This is a genomic window from Ruegeria sp. HKCCD6428, assembly GCF_013110595.1.
Classification (GTDB): Bacteria; Pseudomonadota; Alphaproteobacteria; order Rhodobacterales; family Rhodobacteraceae; genus Ruegeria.
Window position 1 is genome coordinate 187,433 of sequence record NZ_WVQX01000005.1, and the last position, 24,148, is coordinate 211,580.

Genomic DNA, 24,148 nt, shown 5'->3' on the forward strand with positions numbered 1-24,148 from the left:
GAAGCGGTCGGTGCGAAGTCTCAAACACCTTTGCCCGGCGTCTCAGGAGGTCAGAGCGCCGGGGATATAATTCGAATAATGATGGCCATCCGGTCATGCATGGCGCGCTTATATGACGCCTGCACCTAATGGTCCAGAGGTTCTGCCCGCTGCGGCGAATGGCGCAGTTTTGCCCACCGGTTCAGCCACGCAAGACCGGCCAGCGCAAGGCCCAGCGCCAACAGCGAAAACACCCGGATCAGGCCGCCCAGACCGGCGATGTCGATCAGGAAGACCTTGGCCACCGCCAGCCCGATCACCGCCAGCCCTGCCTTGCGCATCAGGTCGGATCGGCGGGCAAGAGATTGATAGAACAGAGCGGCCCCGATCAGCAGCAGCACCAAAGTGTAGGTATACAGTTCCGGCTGGGTGACGCCGTTGCCTTCATACATACCCGCCGCGCCCTGCCAGACGTGACGGATCGTCAAACCCAACCAAACTGCCGCCAATGTCCCTGCAACGGCAAAGCTTGCTTGCATGATCGGTTTCGGCATTTCCCGGATCCTCCAGGCCGATCCGCCGATGGCCAATGCGGGCAACAGATAGGCAACGGCCAGCGTATTCAAAACCGGCGGCCCAAGCACCGGATCCGCATTCGGATCAAACAAGGGGTTCTGGTCCGCCAATGCCAGCAACAGATAGAAAAGGCCATGACCCGCAAAGAACAGAGCAAGCAGGTATCGCAGGTAGTTCAGTTTGCCACCCAGCCCGAACCTCTGCACCTGCGCGAACGCAAGCAAAAGCCAGATGACGGCCAACAGACCCAGGCCCCAATGGCTGTTGTCAGCGCCGCCCTCGCCAAAGCCTTCGAGCCAACGCAGAAGCAGCAATGAAAGCAGGATACCCGCTGTCGCCCGGGCCGCACTTTCCAGCAGCAGCGCCGCCAGTGGGCGCTTCAACGGACGCAAAAGCCACCAGCCCACGACAAATCCCAATGTGGCCACGCCATAGACCATCGCCATCTCGGACACCGGAGCGGAATTGGCCCAGTCCAGCCCGGGATCAAGCACCAAACGCACCGTGACGGTAAAGACACCGGCCCAGATGAACCAGCTCATCGGCGGCAGGATGAACCTGCGGTCCAACGCGGCCGCAACAACAACGCTGGCGACCAATGCAACCGTCAGCGCCGCCGAGCTGAGCACGATGACACAGGCAAAGACCAGACACGACAGCATGGACAGGGTGGCCAGTGCCGCCCGCATCCGGTCATCGCCGTCAACGCGGGCAAAGCGTTCAGCCAGAACCACCATCAACACAGCCAGCGCAATCGCGTGGAGCGCCCAAGGATAAGCCCCGATCACCGAAGCCGGATGCCAGCCTATTTCCAGCGCGATGGCCAGCACGGGTGCAAAAAGCGCGGCTCCTCCGGCCCAGACGGCGCGATACTGGTTTGCCTTGAATGACCGCCACGCCATCAGGGCCGACATCAAACCTCCCAAAGCGACCAGCACAGTGACCACCATCGGATAGTCGGCCTCGGGCGTTTCCGCGTAAGTGCCCGCAAACCTGTCCAGAACCGCGCCATTCTCAAGCCCGTGAGAGGCGACAAAGACCACCAAACCAGCCGCAGGCAGGACGGTCAGGTCCCGGAGGGCCGGTGCATCCTTAGCCCATAGAAGCAGAGCCAGAACAAGGGCAGACAACAGGCTGACGCCCAACCAGAATTCGGGTTCCGTGTCCGCCCAATGCCAGGACAGGATCACCGTACTTGCCGCGATGGCCCCGGCGGCCAGTCGAGTTGGGAATTCCGGCCAAGGGCGGGCCTTTGGGCGGCGGATCATCTCAGTCAGCATGGGGCCCGCGTGATTTGGCCAAATGCGCCGCACCGGAATGGCGGTTGCCAAAAGCGCCAGCACCGTTGCCGCGATCAGGTATCCCGATTCCGTACTCGGCGCGCCCATCACCAGAAGCAGGTTCGCCGCATAAGCCCCAAACAGCGTCAGGACCGAGATCCATGCCCAGCGCCGTACCGTGTCGATACCCAGCCCCAAGACGGCAACCAGCAGGAAATACGCATAAAGCCACGACGGATCATCGGACGCGCCCCCGACCAGGAAAGGTGCCGCGAAGGCACCGATCAGACCGACCGCAGCCAGCAGCGGACCGTGGAACCACCCCAGAACGAGCCCCACCAGCGCAACAACGACCATCCCTGCCAGTGCCGTTTCGGCACCGATCAGGTTGTACAGCTGGCGCGCGGACAGGATGGCCCCGAACAAAGTGACAAGCCCGGCACCGGAAAAGACCGAGGGCAGATAGGCGGTTGCCACCGCTTCGTCATCACCGAATTTGCGGCGCAGGATTTCTCCTCCGAGGATCAGAACCGTGCCGAAACCCAGGGCAGCGACGACACGGGCCGCCGGCGGCAGCAAACCGTTTTCGACGCCGTATTGCACGAGGAAAATACCGGCCAGCGCCAGAGACAGGGCCGAAACCACATAAAACCAGTTCTCGCGCAGCCACGCGCCCAAAGCCGCAAACCTGTCATGGCGAAACACGACAGCCGCAGAAGAAACCTCTGCATCCTGAGCGTCGGCACTGTTGTCTTCCTGCCGTTTTGGAGCCGACCAGGGTGCCGGCCTGCGCGGCTTTTCTTCGGCAGCAGGTTGCGTTGCAGGCGTTTCCTGTTCCGGTTGCGGCAGGACGGTCGCATCGCCTGAGGCCAATGCGTTGATTTGCGCTTCCAGCTGCTCTACCCGGCGACGCAATCGGGAATGCCCGACCAAAAGAGCGATCAATGTCACAGGGATGGCCAGAACTATCAGGCCAACAAGAACAAGCAGCGATTCCAACCGAGTCTCCGATCCTTTTGGAGGTCAGGCTATCTTGAGCCGTCCGAAAGTGACAGTCAGGAAAGCTGTGATCCGATCTAAAGCACCGAAATCGCCGGACGCGCGATCGTCGGCCTGAAAAGGTCCGGGGTCTGCGGTAACGCCTGCCGCAACAACCGTCATCCCAGCGGCGCAAAATTTATGGGTGGAACAAGGACCCGACGAGATACGCGATCAGCGCGGCCAGCCCGCCGATCAAAAACGTCTCGATCCCCGACCGCCACCAGGGGGCCAGTGACCACCGGCTTTTGAGCGCGCCAATCGCAAAAAAGACAGCCATGGTCATCCAGGCCGAGATCGCAAACGCGTTCGGCACGGACGCCAGAAACGGCAGCAATGGGATCATCCCCGCCACCAGAAACGCGAAGAAGGTGGCCACAGCCGCTTTCATTGGATGCGGGTCGACACTGCCCAGACCATATTCACCTTCGATCATCAGGTTGATCCAGTTTTCGTTGCTCGAGGTGATCTCTGCCGTGGCCTCGATCAGAATGTCGCCAGACAGCCCTTTTTGCGCAAGGATCTCTCGCACTTCTTCGCGCTCACCATCCGGGTACAACGCAATGTGGCGTTCCTCGACCGCGCGGATGCGGCGAATGTTGTCCAGCTCGGCCTTGGTGCCCGAATAATTGCCCGCCGCCATCGAAAACCCGTCAGCCAGAACATTCGCCAGGCCAAGCGCCACGATAACGAAAGGGGAAAGACCTGCCCCTGCAACGCCTGCCACAATGGCAAATGTGGTGACGGACCCGTCGATGCCGCCATATACGACATCACGCAACACGCCGCGTCCGGGCGGCGCGTTGATCCGTTCGGCGATTTCCTGCGGGCTGTGACCGTGATCCGTCATGGCTGGCTCCTTTGACACATTCAGTGTGCCGAAGCGCAGGCCGGGGCGCCTTGCTTTGGATCAACCCTTGGAAAACAGGCCCTGCAAGGCGCGCTTGATGATGCCCCGCGTCGAAGGTTTGTGCCTGTCCGAGAAAGGCAACGGGCGGCACACCTCCATCGCGGCCACACCCACACGAGCGCTGAGGGCCCCGTTGACCAGACCCTCGCCGAACCGGCGTGACAGTTTGCTCAGAACGGAACCGCCCAGGACGGGCTCCAGCAGATCATCGCCGACTGCAACCGCCCCTGTCGCCACCAGATGCACAAATACACTGCGGGTCAGACGCCAGCCGCCCAACGTACCCGCGCGCCCGCCATAGATTTCGGCAACCCGGCGGATCATCCGCAATGACGCGGCCAGCGCGGTTATCACATCCGCAAGCGCCAATGGCACCAATGCGGTCACGGTTGCAACTTGCCGGGCCGCGGCCTCGACCTCGCGGCTGGCGGCTTCGTCCAGAGGCGCCAACAGCTCAACTTCGGCAAGTTCCAGCAGAGCTGACGCATCGAACTGATCCGCCATCCGCTCGGTCAATCGTTCGCGGCCCCAGCGCGTGTCTTCCCGGCCTTTGTAGAATGCGATGATACGATTGGTGACTGCGCGGGCCTGAGCCAGATCGTCCTCAGCCAACGCGGCATCTGCGGCCCGGCGCATGCCATCCACACGGGACAATCGCCCCAATGCGGCCAGTTCACGGATTGCGATCATAAGCGCCACAAGAACCAGAGCGGCGATCAATCCGGTTACGATCCAACCCAAAAAAGGCGTTCGCGCCACCAGCGAAGTTGCAAAATCCCACGCGGCCACCGATACGGCCGCCCCGATCACCGCCAGAGCAAGCCCCCAGAACCAGCGTGCCAGAGCCGATGGTCTGCGCGCCGCCAGCCGCGCCGCGCCTTGCATCGCCTGCCCTTGTGGTTGCGCGATGTCCGGCACCGGCGGGGCCTTGGCGACATCGGCAGGGGGCTCATCCGTTTCAAGATCGATCAAAACCGGGCCTTTAGCCATCGATCACATCCTCGCTGCGCCAGACAAACCGTATGTCCGGCAGGTTTTCGTCGTTGTCCGCCCCATCGCTGCGGGCCACCTCGGCAAAGCCGTTACGTTCATAAAACCGGCAGGCTCGGGCATTGTTCTGAAACGCGTACAAGCTCAGCTCTGAGCGGGCCGATTTGGCGTGATCCAGCAATTGCCGACCAATCCCGCAGCCCCGAACCGAAGCATCCAGATAAAGCGAATGGATTTCATGACCGTCGAGCGCCAAAAAGCCAACAACGCCGGCCTCGGTTTCGGCCACGGTCACCCATTCCAGATCAATCATTCGACCACAGAAAGCGATCGTCTCGGCGCAGCTGTGCAATTCAGGCATCCAGTCGTTTTCCAAGGCGAAACCGTGCAGGATCGACCCGATGGTGCCCGCATCCGTCGGGCGTGCGTGGCGTAGAATTGTCGTCACAACCGATCTCCGATCAAGAACTGTGCCGCCCTGTCCAGCCGGATATGCGGCGGGCCATCACCGGGTCTCAGCGACAGTTTCGCCGGGGCAAAGGCCATGAAGCCATAATCTTCGCCCAACCACGCATCAGCCCCGTTTCGGGCCGGACCCAACAGATGCGCTGGATCCTCGGGCAATTCTCCCGGGTAGAAGGCGGCCTGTTTGCCGCTCTCCAACAGGGTACCCCGAACGCATGGCAAGTCTGTCCCGTCGTGGTGGCGCAGTTCTTCGGTCGTAGCACGCAGCGAAGCCAGAGACAGGGCCTCGGTCCGGGCTCCGGCGAAATTCGCCCGATCACGCGCCTCACGCGTCAACGCCTCGATAATCGCGGTCAGGCGGGGGTGCTGCATGTGGTGCAGGTGGTCCGCTTTTGTCGCCGCAAAAAGGATGCGTTCAACCCTTTTGCCCAGCAGCAATTGGCTGAGCCACGCGTTTCGGCCGGGGCGAAAGGCCGACAGGATATCAGCCATGGCGCGGCGCATGTCCTCGACCGCCTGAGGACCTTTGTGAATAGCGCCCAGCGCATCGACCAGAACCACCTGCCGGTCGATGCGCGAGAAATGATCGCGAAAAAACGGTTTCACGACCTGGGCTTTATAGGCTTCAAATCGCCGTTCCATCTCGCGTTGAAGCGTTCTGCGCCGCGACGGGCCAGACACCACCAACGGCGCAAAGGTCAGAACCGGAGATCCGGCCAGATCCCCCGGCAGCAGGAAACGCCCGGGGGTACAGTCGTAATACCCCGCTTCACGCGCCTGATTGAGATAGGTCGTGAACGACGATGCCAGCGCCTGCGCGGTCGGCTCGTCATGCGCGCCGGAAGGGTCTGCGGCATTGACCTGCCCCAGATACTCGACCGCCTCCGAGCGGGCCTCGATACGTTCCAGTGTTTCCCGAGACCAGTCTGCATAAGACTTGTCCAGCAGGGCCAGATCCAGAAGCCATTCGCCGGGGTAGTCGACGATGTCCAGATGAACGGTGCGCGGTCCCTGCAAGCCGGCAAGCAAGCCGGCTGGGCGGGCTTTGAAGGACAGGCGCAGCTCTGACACCGCGCGCGTGCTGTCCGGCCAGTGCGGTGTCGGACCCGTTAGGGCGGACAGGTGCGTTTCATAATCGAACCGGGGCACGGTGTCATCCGGCTGCGGTTGCAGATAGGCGGCATTGATCCGACCTTCCTGCTGCGCAACCAACCCGGTCATGCGCCCCCGATCCAGCAGGTTCGCCACCAGCGAGGTGATGAAAACCGTCTTGCCCGACCGCGCCAACCCGGTGACACCCAGGCGGATGACAGGCTCAAAAAACGTCTCGGATACGCTGTCGCCGATGGTTTCGACGCCGCGCACAAGACTGTCTGCCAGAGATGAGATGACCAATCCGTCGCCCCGCAATTATCGTTTCACCCAAGATAGGTAGCGGGTACCGCACATACCAGCGCTTTCGCCCCCTTGCCCGTTCCCGCGCCGCGCTGTACCAGCGGCACATGCCCAGATACGCGTTGAAAGTCGAATACCAGGGGGAACCGTTTGCCGGATGGCAGCGGCAAAAGGATCAGCCGTCCGTGCAGGGCGCAATCGAACAGGCCCTGTCCCGTATCCAGCCGGGTGCGCATACGATTGCGGCCGCAGGGCGCACCGACGCCGGCGTTCACGCGTTGGGTCAGGTCGCCCATTGCGACATGGCCAAGGACTGGGACCCGTTCCGCCTGTCCGAGGCACTGAACTATCACCTCAAACCGCAGCCGGTGGCGATCGTGGACGCCGCGCGCGTGACCGACGATTGGCACGCGCGGTTTTCAGCGGTCGAACGGCAATACCTGTTCCGCATCCTGATGCGACGCGCGCCTGCAACCCATGACAAAGGGCAGGTTTGGCAGATCAACCATCCGCTGGATGTCGAGGCCATGCAGGAAGGGGCGAACATGCTGCTGGGTCGCCATGATTTCACGACCTTCAGGTCGTCGATTTGCCAGGCGGCCAGCCCGGTCAAAACTCTGGATGAGTTGCGGGTTGAACAGGTTCAGGGCTTTTCCGGCCCCGAGGTTCATTTCCACGTAAGGGCTCGGTCATTTCTGCACAATCAGGTGCGCAGTTTCGTCGGAACGCTGGAACGTGTGGGCGCCGGAGCGTGGACCCCGGAAGAGGTGCGCGAGGCGCTGGAAGCTGCCGACCGTGCGGCCTGCGGTCCAGTGTGCCCGCCGCAGGGGCTGTATCTGGCGCGGGTCGGGTATCCGGAACCGGTTTTCGACTGACCTAAATCGCACGCAGCAGCAAACCACTTGCGATCACGGCAATGATCAGCCCGGCCACCAGTTCGATTGTTGGGGCCAGCACCGACGCGAACCGTGTGGCTGAGGCTGAGGCCAGCAGACCTCCGCGAAGGCCAAAGGACGTCCATCCCACCAATGTCGTCACCAGCGCCGTGCCCAATGCCATGGCAAAAGCCCCGGCGATACCGACCATCGCGATGCCCATCTGCCACGTCAGAATCAGCACGAACAAAGCCCCTGTGCACGGTCGTGCCGCGATGCCCACAATCAGGATCAGGGCCTCGCGCAGTGAACCCACATTTGCAACTTCCTGTGCGGTCGGGCCATGGCGGTGGCCGCAATCTGAACAGACTTCTCCATCGTGGTGGGGATGATGCGAGTGATCGTTTTCGTGATGTTGGTGATCATGGGGCGACGTGGTATTCCGTCTCTTTGCAAAACTGCGCAAGGACCGGACCACCAGCCAAAGACCGATAAGGGCGATCGCTCCGTAGCTTATCGGTGCCATGACCTGTTCCGTCGTTCCAACAAGGCTTTCACGGGACATCTGGAACACCAGCACCCCGGCATAGACCAAGACGACGGCCGTCACCGCCTGCCCCAGGCTGGACAATACACTGATCGCCGACAACCGCCAGAAGGCGACACGCCGACCCAAACCGTAACCCCCGATCAGGACCTTTCCGTGGCCGGGGCCGATGGCATGAAAGAACCCGTAGGCGAAACAGACCGTCAACAGCGTTGCCACCGCCTCGGGTTGCTCGGCACGCGCGGCACGCAAGGACCGGGCGATCTGGTTCTGGAATTCTCGTTGCTCCCCCGCAGCCCAGGCCGCAAGACTGTCAAAGCCTCCGCTGCCCCAAAACCAGAGCAGCAGTACAATCGCCAGGCCGACAGGCAGGATCAGGTAGCGGGACATGAAACGCGGATCTCGGTCGCAAAACGTTCACCGACCAGAGGGATGTCATTTTCCTCGAGGTCGTAGTCGGCGTCCAGGGTCAGCAGAAAGGCCTGCATCTGGGCCAGTTCGCCGTCGATATCCGGGTCAAACCGGTCAATCTGGCACGCGGCGGGGCCCGTCACGGTCACGGGCCGCGTCACCTCGTAGGCGGTATAAAACGTCTCATCAAACGCTTTCGCAGACAGCGCCGCGGCCGCGACGGAACCGGCCTCCACCGCCCTGAGATGCGTGGTGACAACGCGTCCGTCTTCAACTGTCGCCTGCGCCTCCATCGGGCCCGACAGCGCGACATGGTTTCCGTCTGCGGTAACGACAAGATCGCCGTTATATCCTTCCACCCACTGCGTATCGAACCCGGTCAGGAACCGTTCTTCGCTTTCCGTCAGAACGCCGTCAGCATCCTGATCCAGCTTCATGTCTTCCAGAACCAGCAACGAGTAGAATTCGTCATACGCCCAGGTCACGCGAACATGGGTCAGTTGACCAGCGTCATCCACGACGAACTCCAGCCCGGTATCAATGAAGACATGCGGGTGGGCGTTGGCCTGCATCGGTAAACAAAGGATCAAAGTGGTTATAAGGTAACGCATAGGCGCAAGATAGGTCTCCCTCCGCGTGGCGGCAACGACATTTTCACTCCCGATGCGAAATCCGGCCCACCATCAGGTCGGCGGAAACAGAACCAGTGTTTGCAGCGCTGTGCCCACCGGACCTTGTGTATCAAAGAGGACGGACTGAGACATGCCGATGCCTGAAGGCTGCCAATGCGAAATCGATTTTGAGGCCAGCCAATCCGAAACCGGTTCACGGTGGATATGCACAGTCAGGTCCGTATTCATGAACCCCATTTCCGTGGTCGGCGCATTCCATGAGATACCATTGCCACAATCCGCCAACGGACACAGGGCCTGTATGGGCGATTGATCCTCGCACTGCAAAAGCTGCGGAGTACGCATCCAAATCGTTTTGGGTCCGGCCCCCTGTTTTCCCCCTGAGGGATAGCGAATATCGCTGTAATGGGCAAAGCCCGGCAGGTCGTGGCGAATTTCACCTATCGGAAAAGGGCCATCGACGACGTCCTCTATTCTCGGCGCATCCATTTCGACATTCGGCACCTGCCCCAGATCGCGCCGCAAAAGATGCATGGTTGTGGCCTTGGCGCACAACGTATCGTCGAGATCGTGCACCGTGACCCGCGTAGTCCCGAGCGTCTTTGTGTGGCGCGTGGTCTCTGCCGCAACGCGAAGCCCGGCCAGCGGGAGCGGCCTCAGCAAATCGACAGTCAGTCGGGTCAGCATCTTCTCCGGGCCGATTTCGGTTTCTGCGGCCCGAACGATCAAGCCGCTGACCGGCCCCGCGTGGCAATGTGCGGCAGACCAAGGCCCGCGCGCGGCATCGTTGCCAACAAACGCCCCGTCCTCGCGCTGATGAAAATAGGTCGTGTTGGTAAAGTCGAGCGCTTCGGCCATGTGATCCTCAGGTCTGTTCTTGCGCAAATCGTTTCAGTTTGTCTGAACCCAGGCGTTCAAACACTTTCCCCGTTCCGACTTTGGCGGCGAAAACGCAGGACAAGCCGGCCTTGCGATCAGTTTCGCCATCACCGCAAGGGAAACATGTGTCATCCATCCGAGTGACCTCGGCCCCGGTCATATCAGCAACGTCTTGCAGATGATCATGAATTTGCACGGCCAGACTGATTGTCATGTTTTCGGAAATGTCCCTCTGAAGCACCGGGTCCGGGCTATACTTTTGCCGCAAGGATGGCTTAACTGCCCGGGCCCTGTCCACCGCAGTGACGGGACGTCACCACATCAAACATATGCAGGAGCCGCACATGGCGTTGTTGATCGAAACCGGGCTGTCCAACTGGATAAGTGATGACGAAATTGCCCGCAGTTTACAGGCCGTGTTACCGGATGCGGATATCCGCACCGCCGAAACGTTGGGCAATCCGGATGACATAACGATGCTGGCCGTGGTTGACATGCAACGTGACCACCCGACGCGACTGCCGAACCTGAAACTGGTTCAAAAGCTGGGCGCAGGGGTAGAGACCATTGTCAGCCATCCCGGTCTGCCCGGTCACGTTCGCATCGCCCGCCTGAAGCCTGACGCACCGGCACAGGGCATTGCCGAGTGGTTTCTGGCCTATATCCTGCGCGCTCAGCGACACATGGCGTTTCACGAAGCGGCCCAAACCCGCGCCGAGTGGTCCCCGCGCGCACCGGTTTTTACGCCGGACACCGTGGTCGGTGTTCTAGGTCTTGGCCACATCGGCGCCCGCACCGCGCGGATGCTGCACGCCGTGGGCTTTCAGGTGATGGGCTGGAGCCGGACGCCCAAAGCCATTGAAGGCGTAACTTGCATGCACGGGCAGGACGCGTTGCCCGCGCTTCTTGGCCAATGTGACCACGTTTGCGCCATCCTGCCCTCGACCCCTCAGACCGCTGGCCTGTTTGATGCCCGGATGCTGGCGGCGATGAAACCCGGCAGTCAGTTGCTGAACGCCGGGCGCGGAAATCTGATTGATGAGGACGCCCTCATCGCGGCACTGGAAGCAGGGGTTCCGGGGCATGCCGTGTTGGACGTCACCTCGCGGGAACCTTTGCCACAAGACAGCCCGCTATGGCGCCACCCCGGCGTGACGATCACTCCACATGTTTCAGGCTGGCATCTGGGCGACGCCTTGTCGGATGTGGCTGAAAACTTCCGACGCCTCAGTTCCGGCGTGGCCTTGCTGCATGAAGTCAATCGTGATCAGGGCTACTGAATTCTGAGCTGATAATCAGGGCGTAAGGATCCAATTGCCGTTGCCGTCATTGCAGCGGCGGGTTCGGATTTCCCTGCTCTGATCACCGCCTTCCGGCTGAATCACATGCTGAAGACCAACGCAATTTCCCTGTACCGATCGCACCCGGATTGTCCCCTTGGAACCCGTGTCGTCATTCTTCCATGACCGTTCCTGGCCCACGGAAGGCGTACCGCTGGTCAAAAGCGCGTTCGAGGCTGCGTTGACCACTTCGAAATCTGCCGGAGACAACCCCATCTCGGCTATGATTCGAGAAAGGGGCTTGGCCTCGACCACAGTGCTCATCAATAAAATGCCGCATGCGGCGATGGCGGTAAAACATGGGGCATTCATGGCGGCCTCGCAGAGCTGAAATCATTTGTGGTCAAGGTTATACCTCTAATCCGGCAGGGCCAAGCCCCTGACGCGAACCTTCAAAACACCCCGGAAAGACCTGTCTGCGAGACTTTTGTTCGCAAGCCCGCAACGCGGGCGATCCGGGGTGGTTCGGGCATTGGCGGCACAGGGACTGCAACCGACATTTGCCATTGCCCACAGCTCGCCGGTAACACCTTTCCGACGGGGTGGCGTCGCAAATTTCTGACCTTGGGGCTTCACAGGCGGGTCGGAATTTGCTGAAATCCAAGTAAATTCTGATTTTGAGCACTGGAGATTGTTCCATGAAACTACGCCCTGCCCTGCTGGCCGTCGCAGCACTCGCTTCATCCGCGGCCCTTTTTGCATCCCCCATCTCGGCCAAGGAAGAAACCAAATCCGTGTTCGTCATGAGCCGCACCTGGGCGGTGACACAGGTTTCCGACGCGCCGGTCGTTTATCGCGCCACGCGTGACAACAACAACCTCAACCCATTCGGTCCGCCACCGCGCCTGCGCACCGTTCAGGCCATTGCCGCGATTCAGCAGGCAACGGGTTGCAAACCGATTGTGGCCAGCATGTACCAGAACATCTCGGGCCAGTTTTTCTCGCAGGTCAGCTGCAACTGACACAGCGTCAGATCAGGCATTGAGGTCGCCCGACCGGCCTGCCATAGCTTGCGCATGAAACTCGCAATAAACGGATTCGGCCGTATTGGCCGTACGATCCTGCGGCAGGTTCTGGCCCTGCCGGCAGGGTCAGATATCGAGCTGGTGCTGATCAATGATATCGCGCCGCTGGACACCTGTGCATACCTGTTCAAATACGACAGCACATTTGGTCCCTATCCCGGCGATGTGTCCGCAGGGGACGCCGCGCTGATCGTGGATGGGCACTCAATTCCCATGACCCATAGCGATGATCTGTCCCGCGTTGATCTGTCGGGCGTTGACGTCATGCTGGATTGTACGGGTATCGCCCGCAGTTCGGACGTTGCGCGTCGCGGTTTGTCTGCGGGCGCAGGCAAAGTACTGATTTCAGGCCCCTCCCCCGCTGCTGATGTCACCATCGTTCTGGGTGCGAACGAAGACCAGTTGGGCAGCGCCCGGATTGTGTCAAACGCATCCTGCACCACAAATGGGCTGGTGCCACTGGTCAAGGTCATCGACGATATCGGCGGTGTTGCATCGGGGCACATGACCACCATCCACTGCTATACCAACAGCCAACCGATGGTGGATGCGCCGCGTGGCGACCTTGCCCGTTCTCGGGCTGGGGCGCTGTCGATGGTTCCGACCACATCGAGCGCGATGCACCTTATCGATGTCGTCCTTCCGCATCTGGCCGGGCGTATCTCGGGCGCGGCTGTCCGCGTTCCAACGGCAAGTGTGTCAGCCGTGGACCTCGTGGTCACATTGCAGCGCGGTATGAGCGCCGAGATCTTCGATCGAGCCCTGAAGCAGGCCGTTGCTGCATCCCCAGTGCTTGGCTGGACTGATTTGCCACTGGTCTCGTCCGACCTGCGGTCCCGCCCTGAATCGCTGGTTGTTGCCGGGCCCGAGGCCCGTATGGTGGGTGAAAATCAGGTCAGGGTCTTTGGTTGGTACGACAACGAATGGGGCTTCTCGGCGCGAATGCTGGACGTGGCCCGCCTTATGGCAGCCGAATAGCCGGGCGGCAACCTCAACACGATTTGGCCGAAAAAATTCTCGTCTCATGTATAATTCCTTTCCCCATCCGCTTTCAGATGCTCTAACCTGAATTCAAAGGGCCGTGCACGACACGGACAAGAGAACTGGATTTGGGACAGTTGGGGCAATTCATGCAAAGGAGCAAGCGGCAATGCCGTCTGGGGCGCTGGCTGATGGCCACAGTTGTGACTTTGGCCCCAACCACGCTGGCGGCGCTGGAAACCTCCCTTTCGGCCCCCGGCGCATCGAAAGAACTGGTTGATCGCCTCAAGGAGACCTCCTCAGTAACCACGGCTGAGGAACGCGGCCTCGACACCCCGCTTGAAATCCTCTCGGCAGCTTTGTCGGATTACCGTACGATCGTGCAAATCCTTTACGACGAAGGGTATTTCAGCCCGGTCGTCAGCATCAAGCTTGATGGACAGGAGGCGGCCGAGTTGAGCTCTCTCACGGTGCCTGCACAAATAAACCGTGCTGCGATTACCGTTGAAACCGGGCCAAGCTTCAAATTCGGCACCGCCACTGTCAAGCCCCTGGCCCCCGGAACGGAACTGCCCGAAAACTTTGCCCCCGGGAAACTGGCGACGACCGGTGCCATTCAACAGGCCTCCTCGGCCGGTGTTCAGGGATGGAGGGACGCGGGTCACGCAAAAGCCGGAATTGCGGGTCAGACAATCATCGCGCGCCACGCCCAAGCCCGTCTGGATGCCCAGATCGACCTTGATCCCGGGCGCAGGCTGACATTTGGCAAGATGTTCATCAAGGGCAATTCAGATGTGCGCCACAGATCCATCGAAAAGATCGCCGGGTTTCCAAGCGGAGAGGTCTATTCCCCTGAGAAAATCCAGAAGGTGGGAACACGGTTGCGCCGGACCGGCACGTTCAACGTGGTCTCGTTGCAGGAACGAGAGACGCCGAATCCGGATGGCACACTGGATTTCGATGCCACGTTCGAAGACCTGCCCAAACGTCGGTTGACCTTTGGTGTCGAACTGGCCTCTCGCGATGGTGTTGATGTGACCGCGACGTGGACCCATCGCAATATGTTCAGGCGCGCAGAACGTCTGCGCTTCGAAGTGGCGGTTCGAAATATTGGCGGTGCAGAGGATATTGATGGCCGGATCGGGTTGCGTCTGGATCAACCTGACCGGCTTGGCCCGGATGACAACACCTTCTGGAGCGCCCTGCTGGAACGCCGCAACACGGAAAACTATAATGTAACGGTGGCTTCGCTGGCCTATGGTGCGCGCCGCACTTTTTCCGACAACTTATATGCCGAGGCATCCGCCGGGTTTCAGCTGTCAGACGCCGACGACGCATATGGCACTGGTCGCAAGTTCAGGTATTTCATCCTGCCCTTCCGGTCTGAATGGGACCAACGCGACAGCAAAGTCAGCGCCACACGCGGATTCTATCTGGACTCGCAAGTCATGCCCTTTGTCGGAATATCCGGTACGGATACCGGCCTCCGCCTTTTCTTTGATGGGCGGGCCTATACCAGCTTGGGGACAGGGGGGAGGATCGTTTTGGCCGGTCGCGCGCAGCTGGGATCCGTGATTGGCCCACCTGCCGATGGCGTCACGCCTGACTTTCTGTTCTTCTCGGGCGGTGCGGGAACCGTTCGCGGGCAACCCTATGAAAGCCTTGGCATTCCGGTCGGGACCGGCATCGCGGGCGGCAAGTCATTTATTGGCTTGTCCGGCGAGATCCGTGGCAAGGTTACTGACAGCCTGTCGCTGGTTGGGTTTTATGACTACGGTGTCGTCGATACATCTTCCTTTGTCGGCAGCGGCGCGCAAGAAGATCACTCGGGCGCCGGTATTGGCGTAAGATATGATCTGGGCGGGTTTGGCCCCTTGCGTCTTGATCTGGCCTATCCTGTCAGCGGTCCCACCGGGGACGGGCTACAGTTCTATATCGGGATAGGACAGGCATTTTGAGACGGTACCTTTCATACCCTCTGCTGATCGGCGCGCTGGCAATCGTGCCTGTGGCCGGACATCCGCAGGAGGACGAAGGCGGCAGCATGATCGAGCGGTTCCTGCAGGATACCCTGTCGGGCGAGGATCAGAACGTTACTGTCAAAGGTCTGCAAGGTGCACTGAGTTCACGTGCCACGATTGCCGAGATCACCGTTGCCGATGACGAAGGGGTCTGGCTGACCATAAAAGATGCCGAACTTGACTGGAACCGGCTGGCTTTGATCCGTGGGCGGTTCTCAGTCAATGCCCTGACGGCGCAAGAGATCGATGTTGCCCGCGCGCCTGGCACCACCACCAAAGACACGCCGCCGCCAACCGCAGAGGCAAAAGGCTTCCAACTGCCTGAACTGCCTGTTGCCATCGAAATCGGTGAAATTCGCATCGACGAGCTGGCTTTGGGCGAGCCCCTGATCGGAGTGGCCGCAGAACTGGCGGTTAGTGGCAACCTGTCACTGGCCGACGGGACGCTGGACACCAACCTTGATATCACCCGGCTGGACCGGGCAGGTGATGAAATCAAGTTGACAGCGGGCTTTCAGAATTCAAACAGCCAGATCGATCTTGATCTTCAGGTGACAGAGGCGGCGGGCGGCCTGATCTCGACCGCTCTTAAAATGCCGGATACCCCGCCTATCGCGCTGACAGCGAAAGGATCCGGACCCGTGACCGATTTTACGGCCGATATCGGTCTCAGCAGCGATGGTCAGCCTCGGGTGACGGGTCAGGTTCGGTTACGCTCGGCCCCGACTGCCGCGGCCAGCGCAGAAGAGGGCATTGCGTTTACTGCCGATCTCGGCGGTGATTTGACACCTTTTGTCGCCGAAGAAATGGATACGTTTTTCGGTGCCAAAACACAGCTCTATGTGGATGGGCGAACCCAACCTGAAGGTGCGCTGGAAATTGACGAGCTTGAGATCTCGTCACAAGCACTGAACCTGAAAGGCCAGTTACAGTTGGCGGCAGGTGGGCGATTGCAACTCGCAGCCCTGCAAGGACGCATAACGCCGCCGGAGGGTGAAAGGGTAACTCTTCCAGCTTCGGGCGGTGACACGTCCGTTGGAGCAGCACAGATTTCGGCGCTGTACGACGAAAAAAACGGCAATCATTGGGACCTAAGCCTGACTGCAAACGCCGTGCAGGCCGAGCAGGTTGATTTGGAGCGCGCGCAAATTACTGCTCACGGGACCCTGGAACAGGGCGCAGTGCTAAAAATCAATGGCAACCTGCAGGCCGCGTTGGACGGTATTGACCTGGCGGACAAGGCCCTGAATGCAGCAATTGGCGACCTCGTCACTCTGGATGGCACTTTCGAATATGGCAGTGACCAATCCCTGAACCTGACCGGTCTCGAACTGGTTGGTGCGGATTACGAATTGGGCGTCGACGCATTGGTCAGCGGCCTGTCCACCGGTCTGGCCGTCGACGGCACCGCCACTTTGGAAGCCACGGATCTGTCCCGGTTTTCAGAACTGGCCCAACTGGAGCTGGGAGGCCAGGTCTCGGCCCGTCTAAACGGTCAAGGCTCACCACTGGAAGGCAGTTTCGACGGCAAACTGGAGGTCGAAGGAACCGACCTCTCGACCGGGCGTGATGACATCGATCCGGTGATCAAGGGCAATACAACAATAACGCTCGACGCCAGGCGCGGCGCAGATGGCGTAACCATCCGAGATTTCACCCTGATCGGTGATACCTTGCGCGCCCAGGCCGACGGCACCGTAACGACCCCTGATGGCAACGTGACGATCGATGGTCAGGCGACGGTCAATTCCCGAGACCTGTCCGTGTTTTCCGGCCTTGCCAAACGCGAGCTTGGGGGTGCAGTGCAAGCGAAACTGAACGGAAAAGGAACCGTTCAGACGCTGGAGTTTGACGGCACGGCCAGCGTATCGGGCCGGGATATCAAAACCAGTCTAACCGAGATCGACCCTCTGTTGGTCGGTCGCAACGAGATCACGTTCGACGGTGCGCTGAGCCAAGAACAGATTGTTATCCGCGACGCATCGGTGAACGGTTCAGCCCTGACCGCCAAGGCCTCTGTTACCATAGACGATCCAAGGAAAGCCCTTGCCATTGACGGGCAGGTCAATGTGAACATCCCGGACCTGTCACCGTTTTCCAGCCTTGCAAAACGCGATCTGGCAGGGGCGATCCGAGCGGATGTTGCCGGCAAGGGCGCAGTCGGCAGCAAAGCGTTCGACGTAAAAGGCAATCTGGCGGCGGACGACATCAAAACCGGGATCGACGCCGTTGACGACCTGATCCAGGGGCGAACGAACCTGACCGTGGACGCGATGAACAACGATGAAGGCCTGGATATCCGTACGTTCCAACTGATTGGAACCGCCCTTTCGGCGAATGCATCGGGCAAGCTGAACCGAGACGCCGGCGGTTTGGACTTTTCCGCCAAACTGGATGACCTTGCCCGTCTGTCGCAAACTTTGTCCGGACCGCTGAACCTGAGCGGGAACGTCGCTCCGACCGGCTCTGGACTGGAAGGCACTGCTCGCCTGGACGGGCCTGACAGCTCTTACGCCAGCCTTCAAGGAACGGTCGGCCAGAATGGCTCGGCTGATGTGGATTTTGACGCCAAACTGAACCGGATCGAGCGGTTCGTTCCCGAATTTCCCGGCACTGTGGCAGCAAAGGGAACGGCCAAACGCGATAACGGTGTCTGGACGATTGACGCCAAGGCGCAAGGGCCTGCCGACATAGACACCACGTTGGCCGGCACTTTTGATGAAACCAGCAGTCAGGCGGATCTGAAGGCACAGGGCGGCATCAACCTTGGGATCGCGAATGTCTTCATCACACCCAACAAGATCGACGGGTCGGCGCGCTTCGATCTGGCACTCAAAGGTGCTCCGGCGCTGGCGTCGCTGAGCGGTTCGGTCACCACTTCGGGCACATCCCTTGCCATTCCGGGTGCTGGTCAGACCATTACCGGGATCAGTGGTCAGGTGGATCTGGCGCAAAGTCGCGCAAACATCACACTGAATGGCGGAGTTCGGGCGGGCGGCAACTTTACCGTCAACGGGCCTGTTGACCTGACCCCTCCGTTCAACGCCCAGATTACCACCACCCTGAACAACCTGGTGCTGACAGACCGGTTGCTGTATGAAACCACCCTGAACGGTCAGATTGCCATGACCGGGGCGTTGGCCGGAAACAGTTCGCTTGCCGGTCAGATCACGTTTGACGAAACCAACATCAACCTTGCCGCCGCGTCCGGCGCGGTAGGCGCGGCACCTATCCCGGACATCCAGCACATCAACGAAAGTCGCGCCGGTTTCGTCACCCGAGAGCGGGCCGGATTGGTCGTGACCGAAGGATCGGAGAAAAGCGCATCCCGTATTGCGCTGGATATTAGCCTGCTTGCACCCAAAGCGGTTTTCGTCAGAGGGCGCGGGGTGAACGCTGAACTGGGTGGTCGAATTTTCATCGGCGGCACCACTGCCTCTGTCGTTCCGTCCGGTCAGATCGAACTGATCCGGGGGAATTTCGACATTCTGGGCCGCAGATTGGCACTGACCAAAGGGATCGTCACGTTGCAGGGCGACCTGACCCCGTATATCGAGTTCGAGTCTTCAGCCAGCACGTCTGACGGCACCGCGACGATCGAAATTGCCGGCCCGCTGGATTCACCTGAGGTCAATGTGTTTTCCGACCCCGAACGTCCGGCTGAAGAAGCACTGGCAATGTTGCTGTTCGGGAACCGGTTTTCAGAAATCTCGCCGTTCCTGATCGCGCAGATGGCAGCATCACTGGCGCAGCTTAGCGGTGCGGGAGGGGATGCAACCAAAGGTCTCCGCGACTCCACCGGAGTCGACACGGTCGACATAGGAGCGTCCGAAAGCGGCGCGGGCCGTTTGGGCGCGGGCGCGTACCTGGGTGAAAACCTCTATACGGACTTCACCGTGAACACCGAAGGTGACACCGAAGTGAACCTGAACCTCGATGTCACGGACAATTTCACCGTGCGCGGTACGGTCGATGGCCGAGGAGAGACGGGCGTGGGTGTGTTTTTCGAGCGTGACTACTGACCAACTGTCAAAAAAGAAACCAAGTTGAGCCATCCGTTCATGTCGCCCAAGCAGGTGACGGGTGTACAAATTGTCTTATCGACGCCTGTTTCCGATTTCGTTGGTGGTCGCGATGCAATCGCCAGCACGGAAACTTGCGTGGTGCCGCAGCCAAATGAAAACCCAACGAATTGCCAGGGCAAGTCAGATGGGGCAATCGTTTGAACGATGGCGCGGCAAAGAAAAAAGCGGCCCCCTGCCAGAGGCCGCCTTCGTTCAGTCTGGCAGCGATCTTACTCCGCTGCCATCGCATCCTCGATCTTTTCGACACGAATGGCCGAGAACTTGAACTCGGGGATCTTGCCGTAGGGGTCGATGGCCGAGTTCGTCAGGATGTTCGCCGCCGCTTCGACATAGGCAAACGGGATGAACACCATGTCTTCGGCAATGGCCCGGTCTGCGCGCACCATGATTTCAATCGAACCACGACGCGTGGTCAGGCGGATCATTTCGCCCGGCTCAATCCCCATCAGCTTCAGCGTGCGCGGGTTCATCGAGCAATTGGCCTCTGGCTCGACTGCGTCAAGAACCTTTGCCCGGCGGGTCATTGAGCCGGTATGCCAATGTTCCAGCTGACGGCCGGTGGTGGCAATCATCGGGTATTCATCATCGGGCGCCTCATCAGGCGGGATGACATTGGCCGGAGTGAACCTTGCTTTGCCACCCGCGCGGGGGAAACCATCGCCGAACACAATAGACTGGCCGGGATCGGTTTCGCTGAGCGACGGATAGGTGATCGTCTCGTTTTCCAGCCGTTCCCACGTGATATTGTCAAGCGACTCCATGGTCAGTTTCATCTCGGCAAAGACCTCGGACACATCGGAGTAGTCCCAGTTCAGCCCGATGCGCTGCGCCAGTTCGACTGTGATCTTCCAATCCTCGCGCGCCTCACCCGGAGGCGCCACGGCCGGACGTACACGTTGCACCTGACGGTTGGTGTTCGACACCGTGCCGTTCTTTTCATACAGCGCCGAGGCCGGCAGGATGATGTCGGCATAGTTCGCGGTTTCGGTCAGGAAGATGTCCTGCACGATCATCAGGTCCAGCTTGGCCAGGGCCTCACGTGCGTGGCCAACATCCGGATCGGACATGGCCGGGTTTTCACCCTGAATGTACATGCCCTTGATGTTGCCCGCATAGGCTTGGTCAATGATCTCGGTGACGGTCAGACCCTTCTCGTTCGAGAAGTCGTCCGATTTCCAGATATTGGTAAACTGCGCGCGAATGCCGTCATCCGTCACCGTCTTGTAGTCCGGCAGGAACATCGGGATCAGGCCGGCGTCTGATGCGCCCTGCACGTTGTTCTGGCCCCGCAGAGGGTGCAGACCCGCGCCGGGTTTGCCGACATTCCCGGTCATCAATGCAAGCGAGATCAGGCAGCGCGAATTGTCGGTGCCGTGGATATGCTGGCTGACGCCCATGCCCCAAAAGATCAGACCAGCCTTGGCTTGCGCAAAGGTGCGCGCAACGCGACGCAGCTGATCCGGTTCGATGCCGCAGATCGGCGCCATCTTCTCGGGGGCGAACTGGCGCAGATGCTCCTTCTCGGCCTCCCAGTTCTCGGTCCAGCGGTGGATGTACTGGCTGTCATACAGCTCTTCCTCGACGATCACGTTCATGATCGCGTTCAGCATCGAGACATCGGCACCGGGCCGGAATTGCAGCATTTCGTCGGCAAATTTGCGCATGCCGACACCGCGCGGGTCCATCACGATCAGCTTGCCGCCGCGCTTGGCGAACTGCTTGAAATAGGTCGCCGCGACGGGGTGGTTCTCGATCGGGTTGGCGCCGATGATGATCGCCACATCGGCATTCTCGATCTCGTTGAAGGTCGCCGTCACCGCGCCCGAGCCCACGTTCTCGATCAGAGCGGCCACAGACGACGCATGGCACAGACGGGTGCAGTGGTCGACATTGTTGTGTTTGAAACCCTGACGGATGAACTTCTGGAACAGATAGGCCTCTTCGTTGGTGCATTTGGCCGAACCAAAGCCCGCAACGCTGCGCGGGTCTTCGTCGCGCAGGGCTTTCAGCCTGGTTGCGGCCAGATCCATCGCCTCGTCCCAAGTTGCTTCGCGGAAATGGGTCGACAGGTTACCGGGATCGACGTTCAGCCCCTTCTCGGGCGCGTCCTCGCGCCGGATCAGTGGCTTGGTCAGGCGGTGCGGGTGGTGGATATAGTCGAACCCGAACCGGCCCTTGACGCACAGACGGCCTTCGTTTGCCGGGCCGTTGATACCCTCGACATACTTGACCTTGCCGTCCTTGACCTTCAGCGAAACCTTGCAGCCCACGCCACAGAACGGGCAGACGCTTTCGGTCTCAGAGTCGTAATCCTTGCTGTCGCCGTGCTGCTGGTCGTCCAGCACGGTGGCGGGCATCAGAGCGCCGGTCGGGCAGGCCTGAACACATTCACCGCAGGCCACGCAGGTCGACTCGCCCATCGGGTCGTTCTGGTCGAACACCACCTGCGCGGTATGCCCGCGCCCGGCCATGCCGATCACGTCATTGACCTGTACGTCGCGGCAGGCGCGGACGCAGAGGTTGCAGTTGATGCAGGCATCCAAATTGACCCGCATCGCCACGTGGCTGTCATCCAGCAGCGGAATCTTCTCGGGCTCTTTCGCCGGGAAACGGCTGTCGCTGACATCGTTCAGCTTGGCCATGTCCCAGAAATGGCTCGAGGCATCGTGCGGCTGCTCGGGCTGGTCGGCCACCAACAGTTCCATGACCATGGCGCGCGATTTCTCGGCGCGGTCGGTGTCGGTTTTCACCACCATCCCGTCAGCCGCCGGACGGATGCACGAGGCGACCAGCGTACGCTCGCCTTCCACCTCGACCATGCAGGCGCGGCAGTTGCCATCGGGTTTGTAGCCCGGTGCCGGTTTGTGACACAGATGCGGAATCACCAGCCCACGGCCATTGGCCGCTTCCCAGATGGTGGTGCCTTCGGGCACGGTGACGTCATCGCCGTTCAGGTTGAAGGTGACGGTCTTGTTTGGGCTTACATCAAGCATGGCTCTGTCTCCCTCAGATTTCTTCAGCGAAGTGTTTCATGACCAGACGGATCGGGTTCGGGGCCGCCTGCCCCAGACCGCAGATCGAAGCGTCGCCCATCACCTGGCACAGATCTTCCAGCAGATCGGCGTCCCACTTCTCGGCCTGCATCAGCTTCACCGCCTTTTCGCAGCCCGCCCGGCAGGGCGTGCACTGGCCACAGCTTTCGTCCTCGAAGAACCGCAGCATGTTCAGCGCCGCATCACGGGCCGTGTCCTGATCGGACAGAACCACAACCGCAGCAGACCCGATGAAGGTGCCCAGCGGCTGTAGTGTGTCAAAGTCGAGCGGGACGTCGTCGATGCTGGAGGGGAGAAGACCTGACGACGGCCCGCCCGGTTGATACGCCTTGAACACATGACCTTCGGCCATGCCCCCGGCTGCATCAATCACGTCAAGAATAGTCGACCCTGCCGGCAGCAGGTAAACGCCCGGCTTGGCCACCCGGCCCGAGACCGAATAGCTGCGCAGCCCCTTGCGGCCATTCTTTTCAACCGAATTGAGGATCTCCGGACCTTCCCGGCAGATTTTGGACACCCAGTAGAGCGTTTCCACGTTGTGCACCAGCGTCGGGCGGCCGAATACGCCGACCTGCGCCACGAAGGGCGGGCGGTGACGCGGCAGGCCCTTTTTGCCCTCGATCGACTCGATCATCGCGGATTCTTCTCCGCAGATGTAAGCGCCCGCGCCGCGGCGCAGGTCGATATAGCCTTTCTCGACGATCCCGGCCTGTTCCAAAGCCGCGATCTCGCGCCGCAGGATTTCCAGAACGGCTGGATATTCGTCGCGCATGTAGATGAAGCAGGTCTCGGCCTGAACCGCCCAGGCAGCGATCAGCATACCTTCGAGGAAAGCATGCGGCGTGCGTTCCAGATAGTAGCGATCCTTGAATGTGCCCGGCTCGCCCTCGTCCCCGTTCACGGCCAGGAAACGCGGGCCGTCATTCATGCGGACAAAGCCCCATTTCTTGCCCGACGGGAAACCGGCACCGCCGAGGCCCCGCAGGCCCGAGGCCAGAACCTGTTCCTGGACCTCTTCCCAGTCGCCGCCCTCGCGCAGCTCATTCAGCTTGGTATAGCCGCCATTGGCCTCGTAGGCCGCGAAGGTTTCGTAATCGGGTAGATGAGCATGGGTGTCATCGGCAGCAATAGCGGCCTGCACCTTTTCAGGGGTCGCGTGGTCGATATGGTTGTGCCCGATTTCCAGCACCGGCGCGGTGTCGCAGCGCCCCATGCAGGGCGCGCGCAGAACGCGCACTTCGGACGGGTCCAGCCCATCCTCCAACGCTTTTTGCAACTGCTGCGCGCCAGCCATTTCGCAGGACAGGGAATCACAGACACGAATGGTCAGCGCGAGGGGCGGTGTTTCACCTTCTTTCACCACGTCGAAATGGGCATAGAAGGTCGCGGTCTCGTAAATCTCGGCCTGCCCGATCCGCATCTCGACGGCCAGCGCGGCGATATGGTCGGCGCTGATATGGCCGTGCGTGTCCTGAATCAGGTGCAGATACTCGATCAGCAGGTCGCGGCGGCGTGGGCGGTCGCCCAGCAGGCGCGCAATTTCGGCCTGTGCTTCATCCGTGAACTGTCGGCCTTTGGGCGTGTGCCGCCCCTTGCCTTTACCTGACTTCCAGACGCCCTTGGGTGCGCCTGATGGCTTGGTGTCTAATGGTGCCATGATGCCCTC

Annotated in this window: 19 protein-coding genes; 7 read left to right on the forward strand and 12 right to left on the reverse strand. The window is 60.5% G+C overall.

Going from position 1 to position 24,148, the window contains the following annotated elements:
* Positions 1-125: 125 nt before the first annotated feature.
* The 5 genes from GS620_RS13480 to GS620_RS13500 all read right to left on the reverse strand — a co-directional run bounded on the left by GS620_RS13480 (position 126) and on the right by GS620_RS13500 (position 6,633).
* On the reverse strand, positions 126-2,834 hold the full coding sequence (locus GS620_RS13480; protein WP_171616324.1) for a DUF2339 domain-containing protein: 2,709 nt from the start codon (positions 2,832-2,834) through the stop codon (positions 126-128).
* Between the two features lie 178 nt (positions 2,835-3,012).
* Entirely contained in the window at positions 3,013-3,723 is a 711-nt protein-coding gene (locus GS620_RS13485) for a VIT1/CCC1 transporter family protein (protein WP_171117463.1), read from the reverse strand.
* A 60-nt stretch (positions 3,724-3,783) separates the two neighbouring features.
* The gene (locus GS620_RS13490; protein WP_171616326.1) at positions 3,784-4,773 is read right to left on the reverse strand and encodes a YcjF family protein; all 990 of its coding nucleotides are present in this window, start codon (positions 4,771-4,773) and stop codon (positions 3,784-3,786) included.
* Positions 4,766-5,221, reverse strand: coding sequence for a GNAT family N-acetyltransferase (locus GS620_RS13495; protein WP_171205618.1), 456 nt, complete (start codon positions 5,219-5,221; stop codon positions 4,766-4,768). Before GS620_RS13495 ends, GS620_RS13490 begins: the two co-directional genes overlap by 8 nt.
* Entirely contained in the window at positions 5,218-6,633 is a 1,416-nt protein-coding gene (locus tag GS620_RS13500; protein WP_171205617.1) for a YcjX family protein, read from the reverse strand. The genes GS620_RS13495 and GS620_RS13500 overlap by 4 nt, the downstream gene beginning before the upstream one ends.
* 107 nt (positions 6,634-6,740) lie before the next feature.
* Here GS620_RS13500 and truA point away from each other — a divergent pair, with 107 nt between their 5' ends.
* A complete protein-coding gene (gene truA, locus GS620_RS13505) occupies positions 6,741-7,508 on the forward strand; it encodes a tRNA pseudouridine(38-40) synthase TruA (protein WP_152457202.1) in 768 nt (255 codons plus the stop codon).
* A gap of 1 nt (position 7,509) precedes the next feature.
* Here truA and GS620_RS13510 read toward each other — a convergent pair whose 3' ends face one another.
* The 4 genes from GS620_RS13510 to GS620_RS13525 form a co-directional block, all read right to left on the reverse strand.
* On the reverse strand, positions 7,510-8,445 hold the full coding sequence (locus GS620_RS13510; RefSeq protein WP_171616328.1) for a nickel/cobalt transporter: 936 nt from the start codon (positions 8,443-8,445) through the stop codon (positions 7,510-7,512).
* The gene (locus GS620_RS13515) at positions 8,430-9,077 is read right to left on the reverse strand and encodes a DUF1007 family protein (protein WP_171363679.1); all 648 of its coding nucleotides are present in this window, start codon (positions 9,075-9,077) and stop codon (positions 8,430-8,432) included. The genes GS620_RS13510 and GS620_RS13515 overlap by 16 nt, the downstream gene beginning before the upstream one ends.
* Positions 9,078-9,149: 72 nt before the next feature.
* Positions 9,150-9,956, reverse strand: coding sequence for a thioesterase family protein (locus GS620_RS13520; protein WP_171616330.1), 807 nt, complete (start codon positions 9,954-9,956; stop codon positions 9,150-9,152).
* A gap of 7 nt (positions 9,957-9,963) precedes the next feature.
* A complete protein-coding gene (locus GS620_RS13525) occupies positions 9,964-10,191 on the reverse strand; it encodes a hypothetical protein (protein WP_171616332.1) in 228 nt (75 codons plus the stop codon).
* A 130-nt stretch (positions 10,192-10,321) separates the two neighbouring features.
* On the opposite strand from GS620_RS13525, the gene GS620_RS13530 reads away from it, so the two are divergent.
* On the forward strand, positions 10,322-11,257 hold the full coding sequence (locus GS620_RS13530) for a glyoxylate/hydroxypyruvate reductase A (protein ID WP_171170889.1): 936 nt from the start codon (positions 10,322-10,324) through the stop codon (positions 11,255-11,257).
* 15 nt (positions 11,258-11,272) lie between these two features.
* On the opposite strand, the gene GS620_RS13535 is transcribed toward GS620_RS13530, so the two are convergent.
* On the reverse strand, positions 11,273-11,581 hold the full coding sequence (locus tag GS620_RS13535) for a hypothetical protein (protein ID WP_253283503.1): 309 nt from the start codon (positions 11,579-11,581) through the stop codon (positions 11,273-11,275).
* Positions 11,582-11,955: 374 nt separating this feature from the next.
* On the opposite strand from GS620_RS13535, the gene GS620_RS13540 reads away from it, so the two are divergent.
* The 5 genes from GS620_RS13540 to GS620_RS13560 all read left to right on the forward strand — a co-directional run bounded on the left by GS620_RS13540 (position 11,956) and on the right by GS620_RS13560 (position 19,570).
* Entirely contained in the window at positions 11,956-12,279 is a 324-nt protein-coding gene (locus GS620_RS13540; RefSeq protein ID WP_170344942.1) for a hypothetical protein, read from the forward strand.
* Positions 12,280-12,333: 54 nt separating this feature from the next.
* A complete protein-coding gene (locus tag GS620_RS13545) occupies positions 12,334-13,320 on the forward strand; it encodes a type I glyceraldehyde-3-phosphate dehydrogenase (RefSeq protein ID WP_171616334.1) in 987 nt (328 codons plus the stop codon).
* Positions 13,321-13,472: 152 nt separating this feature from the next.
* The gene (locus GS620_RS13550; RefSeq protein ID WP_171616336.1) at positions 13,473-15,281 is read left to right on the forward strand and encodes an autotransporter assembly complex family protein; all 1,809 of its coding nucleotides are present in this window, start codon (positions 13,473-13,475) and stop codon (positions 15,279-15,281) included.
* Entirely contained in the window at positions 15,278-19,366 is a 4,089-nt protein-coding gene (locus tag GS620_RS13555; RefSeq protein ID WP_253283931.1) for a translocation/assembly module TamB domain-containing protein, read from the forward strand. The genes GS620_RS13550 and GS620_RS13555 overlap by 4 nt, the downstream gene beginning before the upstream one ends.
* A gap of 24 nt (positions 19,367-19,390) precedes the next feature.
* Positions 19,391-19,570: a hypothetical protein gene (locus GS620_RS13560; protein WP_171616338.1), complete on the forward strand. Its 180-nt coding sequence runs from the start codon at positions 19,391-19,393 to the stop codon at positions 19,568-19,570.
* A 68-nt stretch (positions 19,571-19,638) separates the two neighbouring features.
* Here the strand turns inward: GS620_RS13560 and fdhF are convergent, their stop codons facing one another.
* Both fdhF and GS620_RS13570 read right to left on the reverse strand, forming a co-directional pair.
* Entirely contained in the window at positions 19,639-22,422 is a 2,784-nt protein-coding gene (gene fdhF / locus GS620_RS13565; RefSeq protein WP_171616340.1) for a formate dehydrogenase subunit alpha, read from the reverse strand.
* 13 nt (positions 22,423-22,435) lie between these two features.
* Positions 22,436-24,139, reverse strand: coding sequence for an NAD(P)H-dependent oxidoreductase subunit E (locus GS620_RS13570; protein ID WP_171616342.1), 1,704 nt, complete (start codon positions 24,137-24,139; stop codon positions 22,436-22,438).
* Positions 24,140-24,148 lie beyond the last annotated feature (9 nt).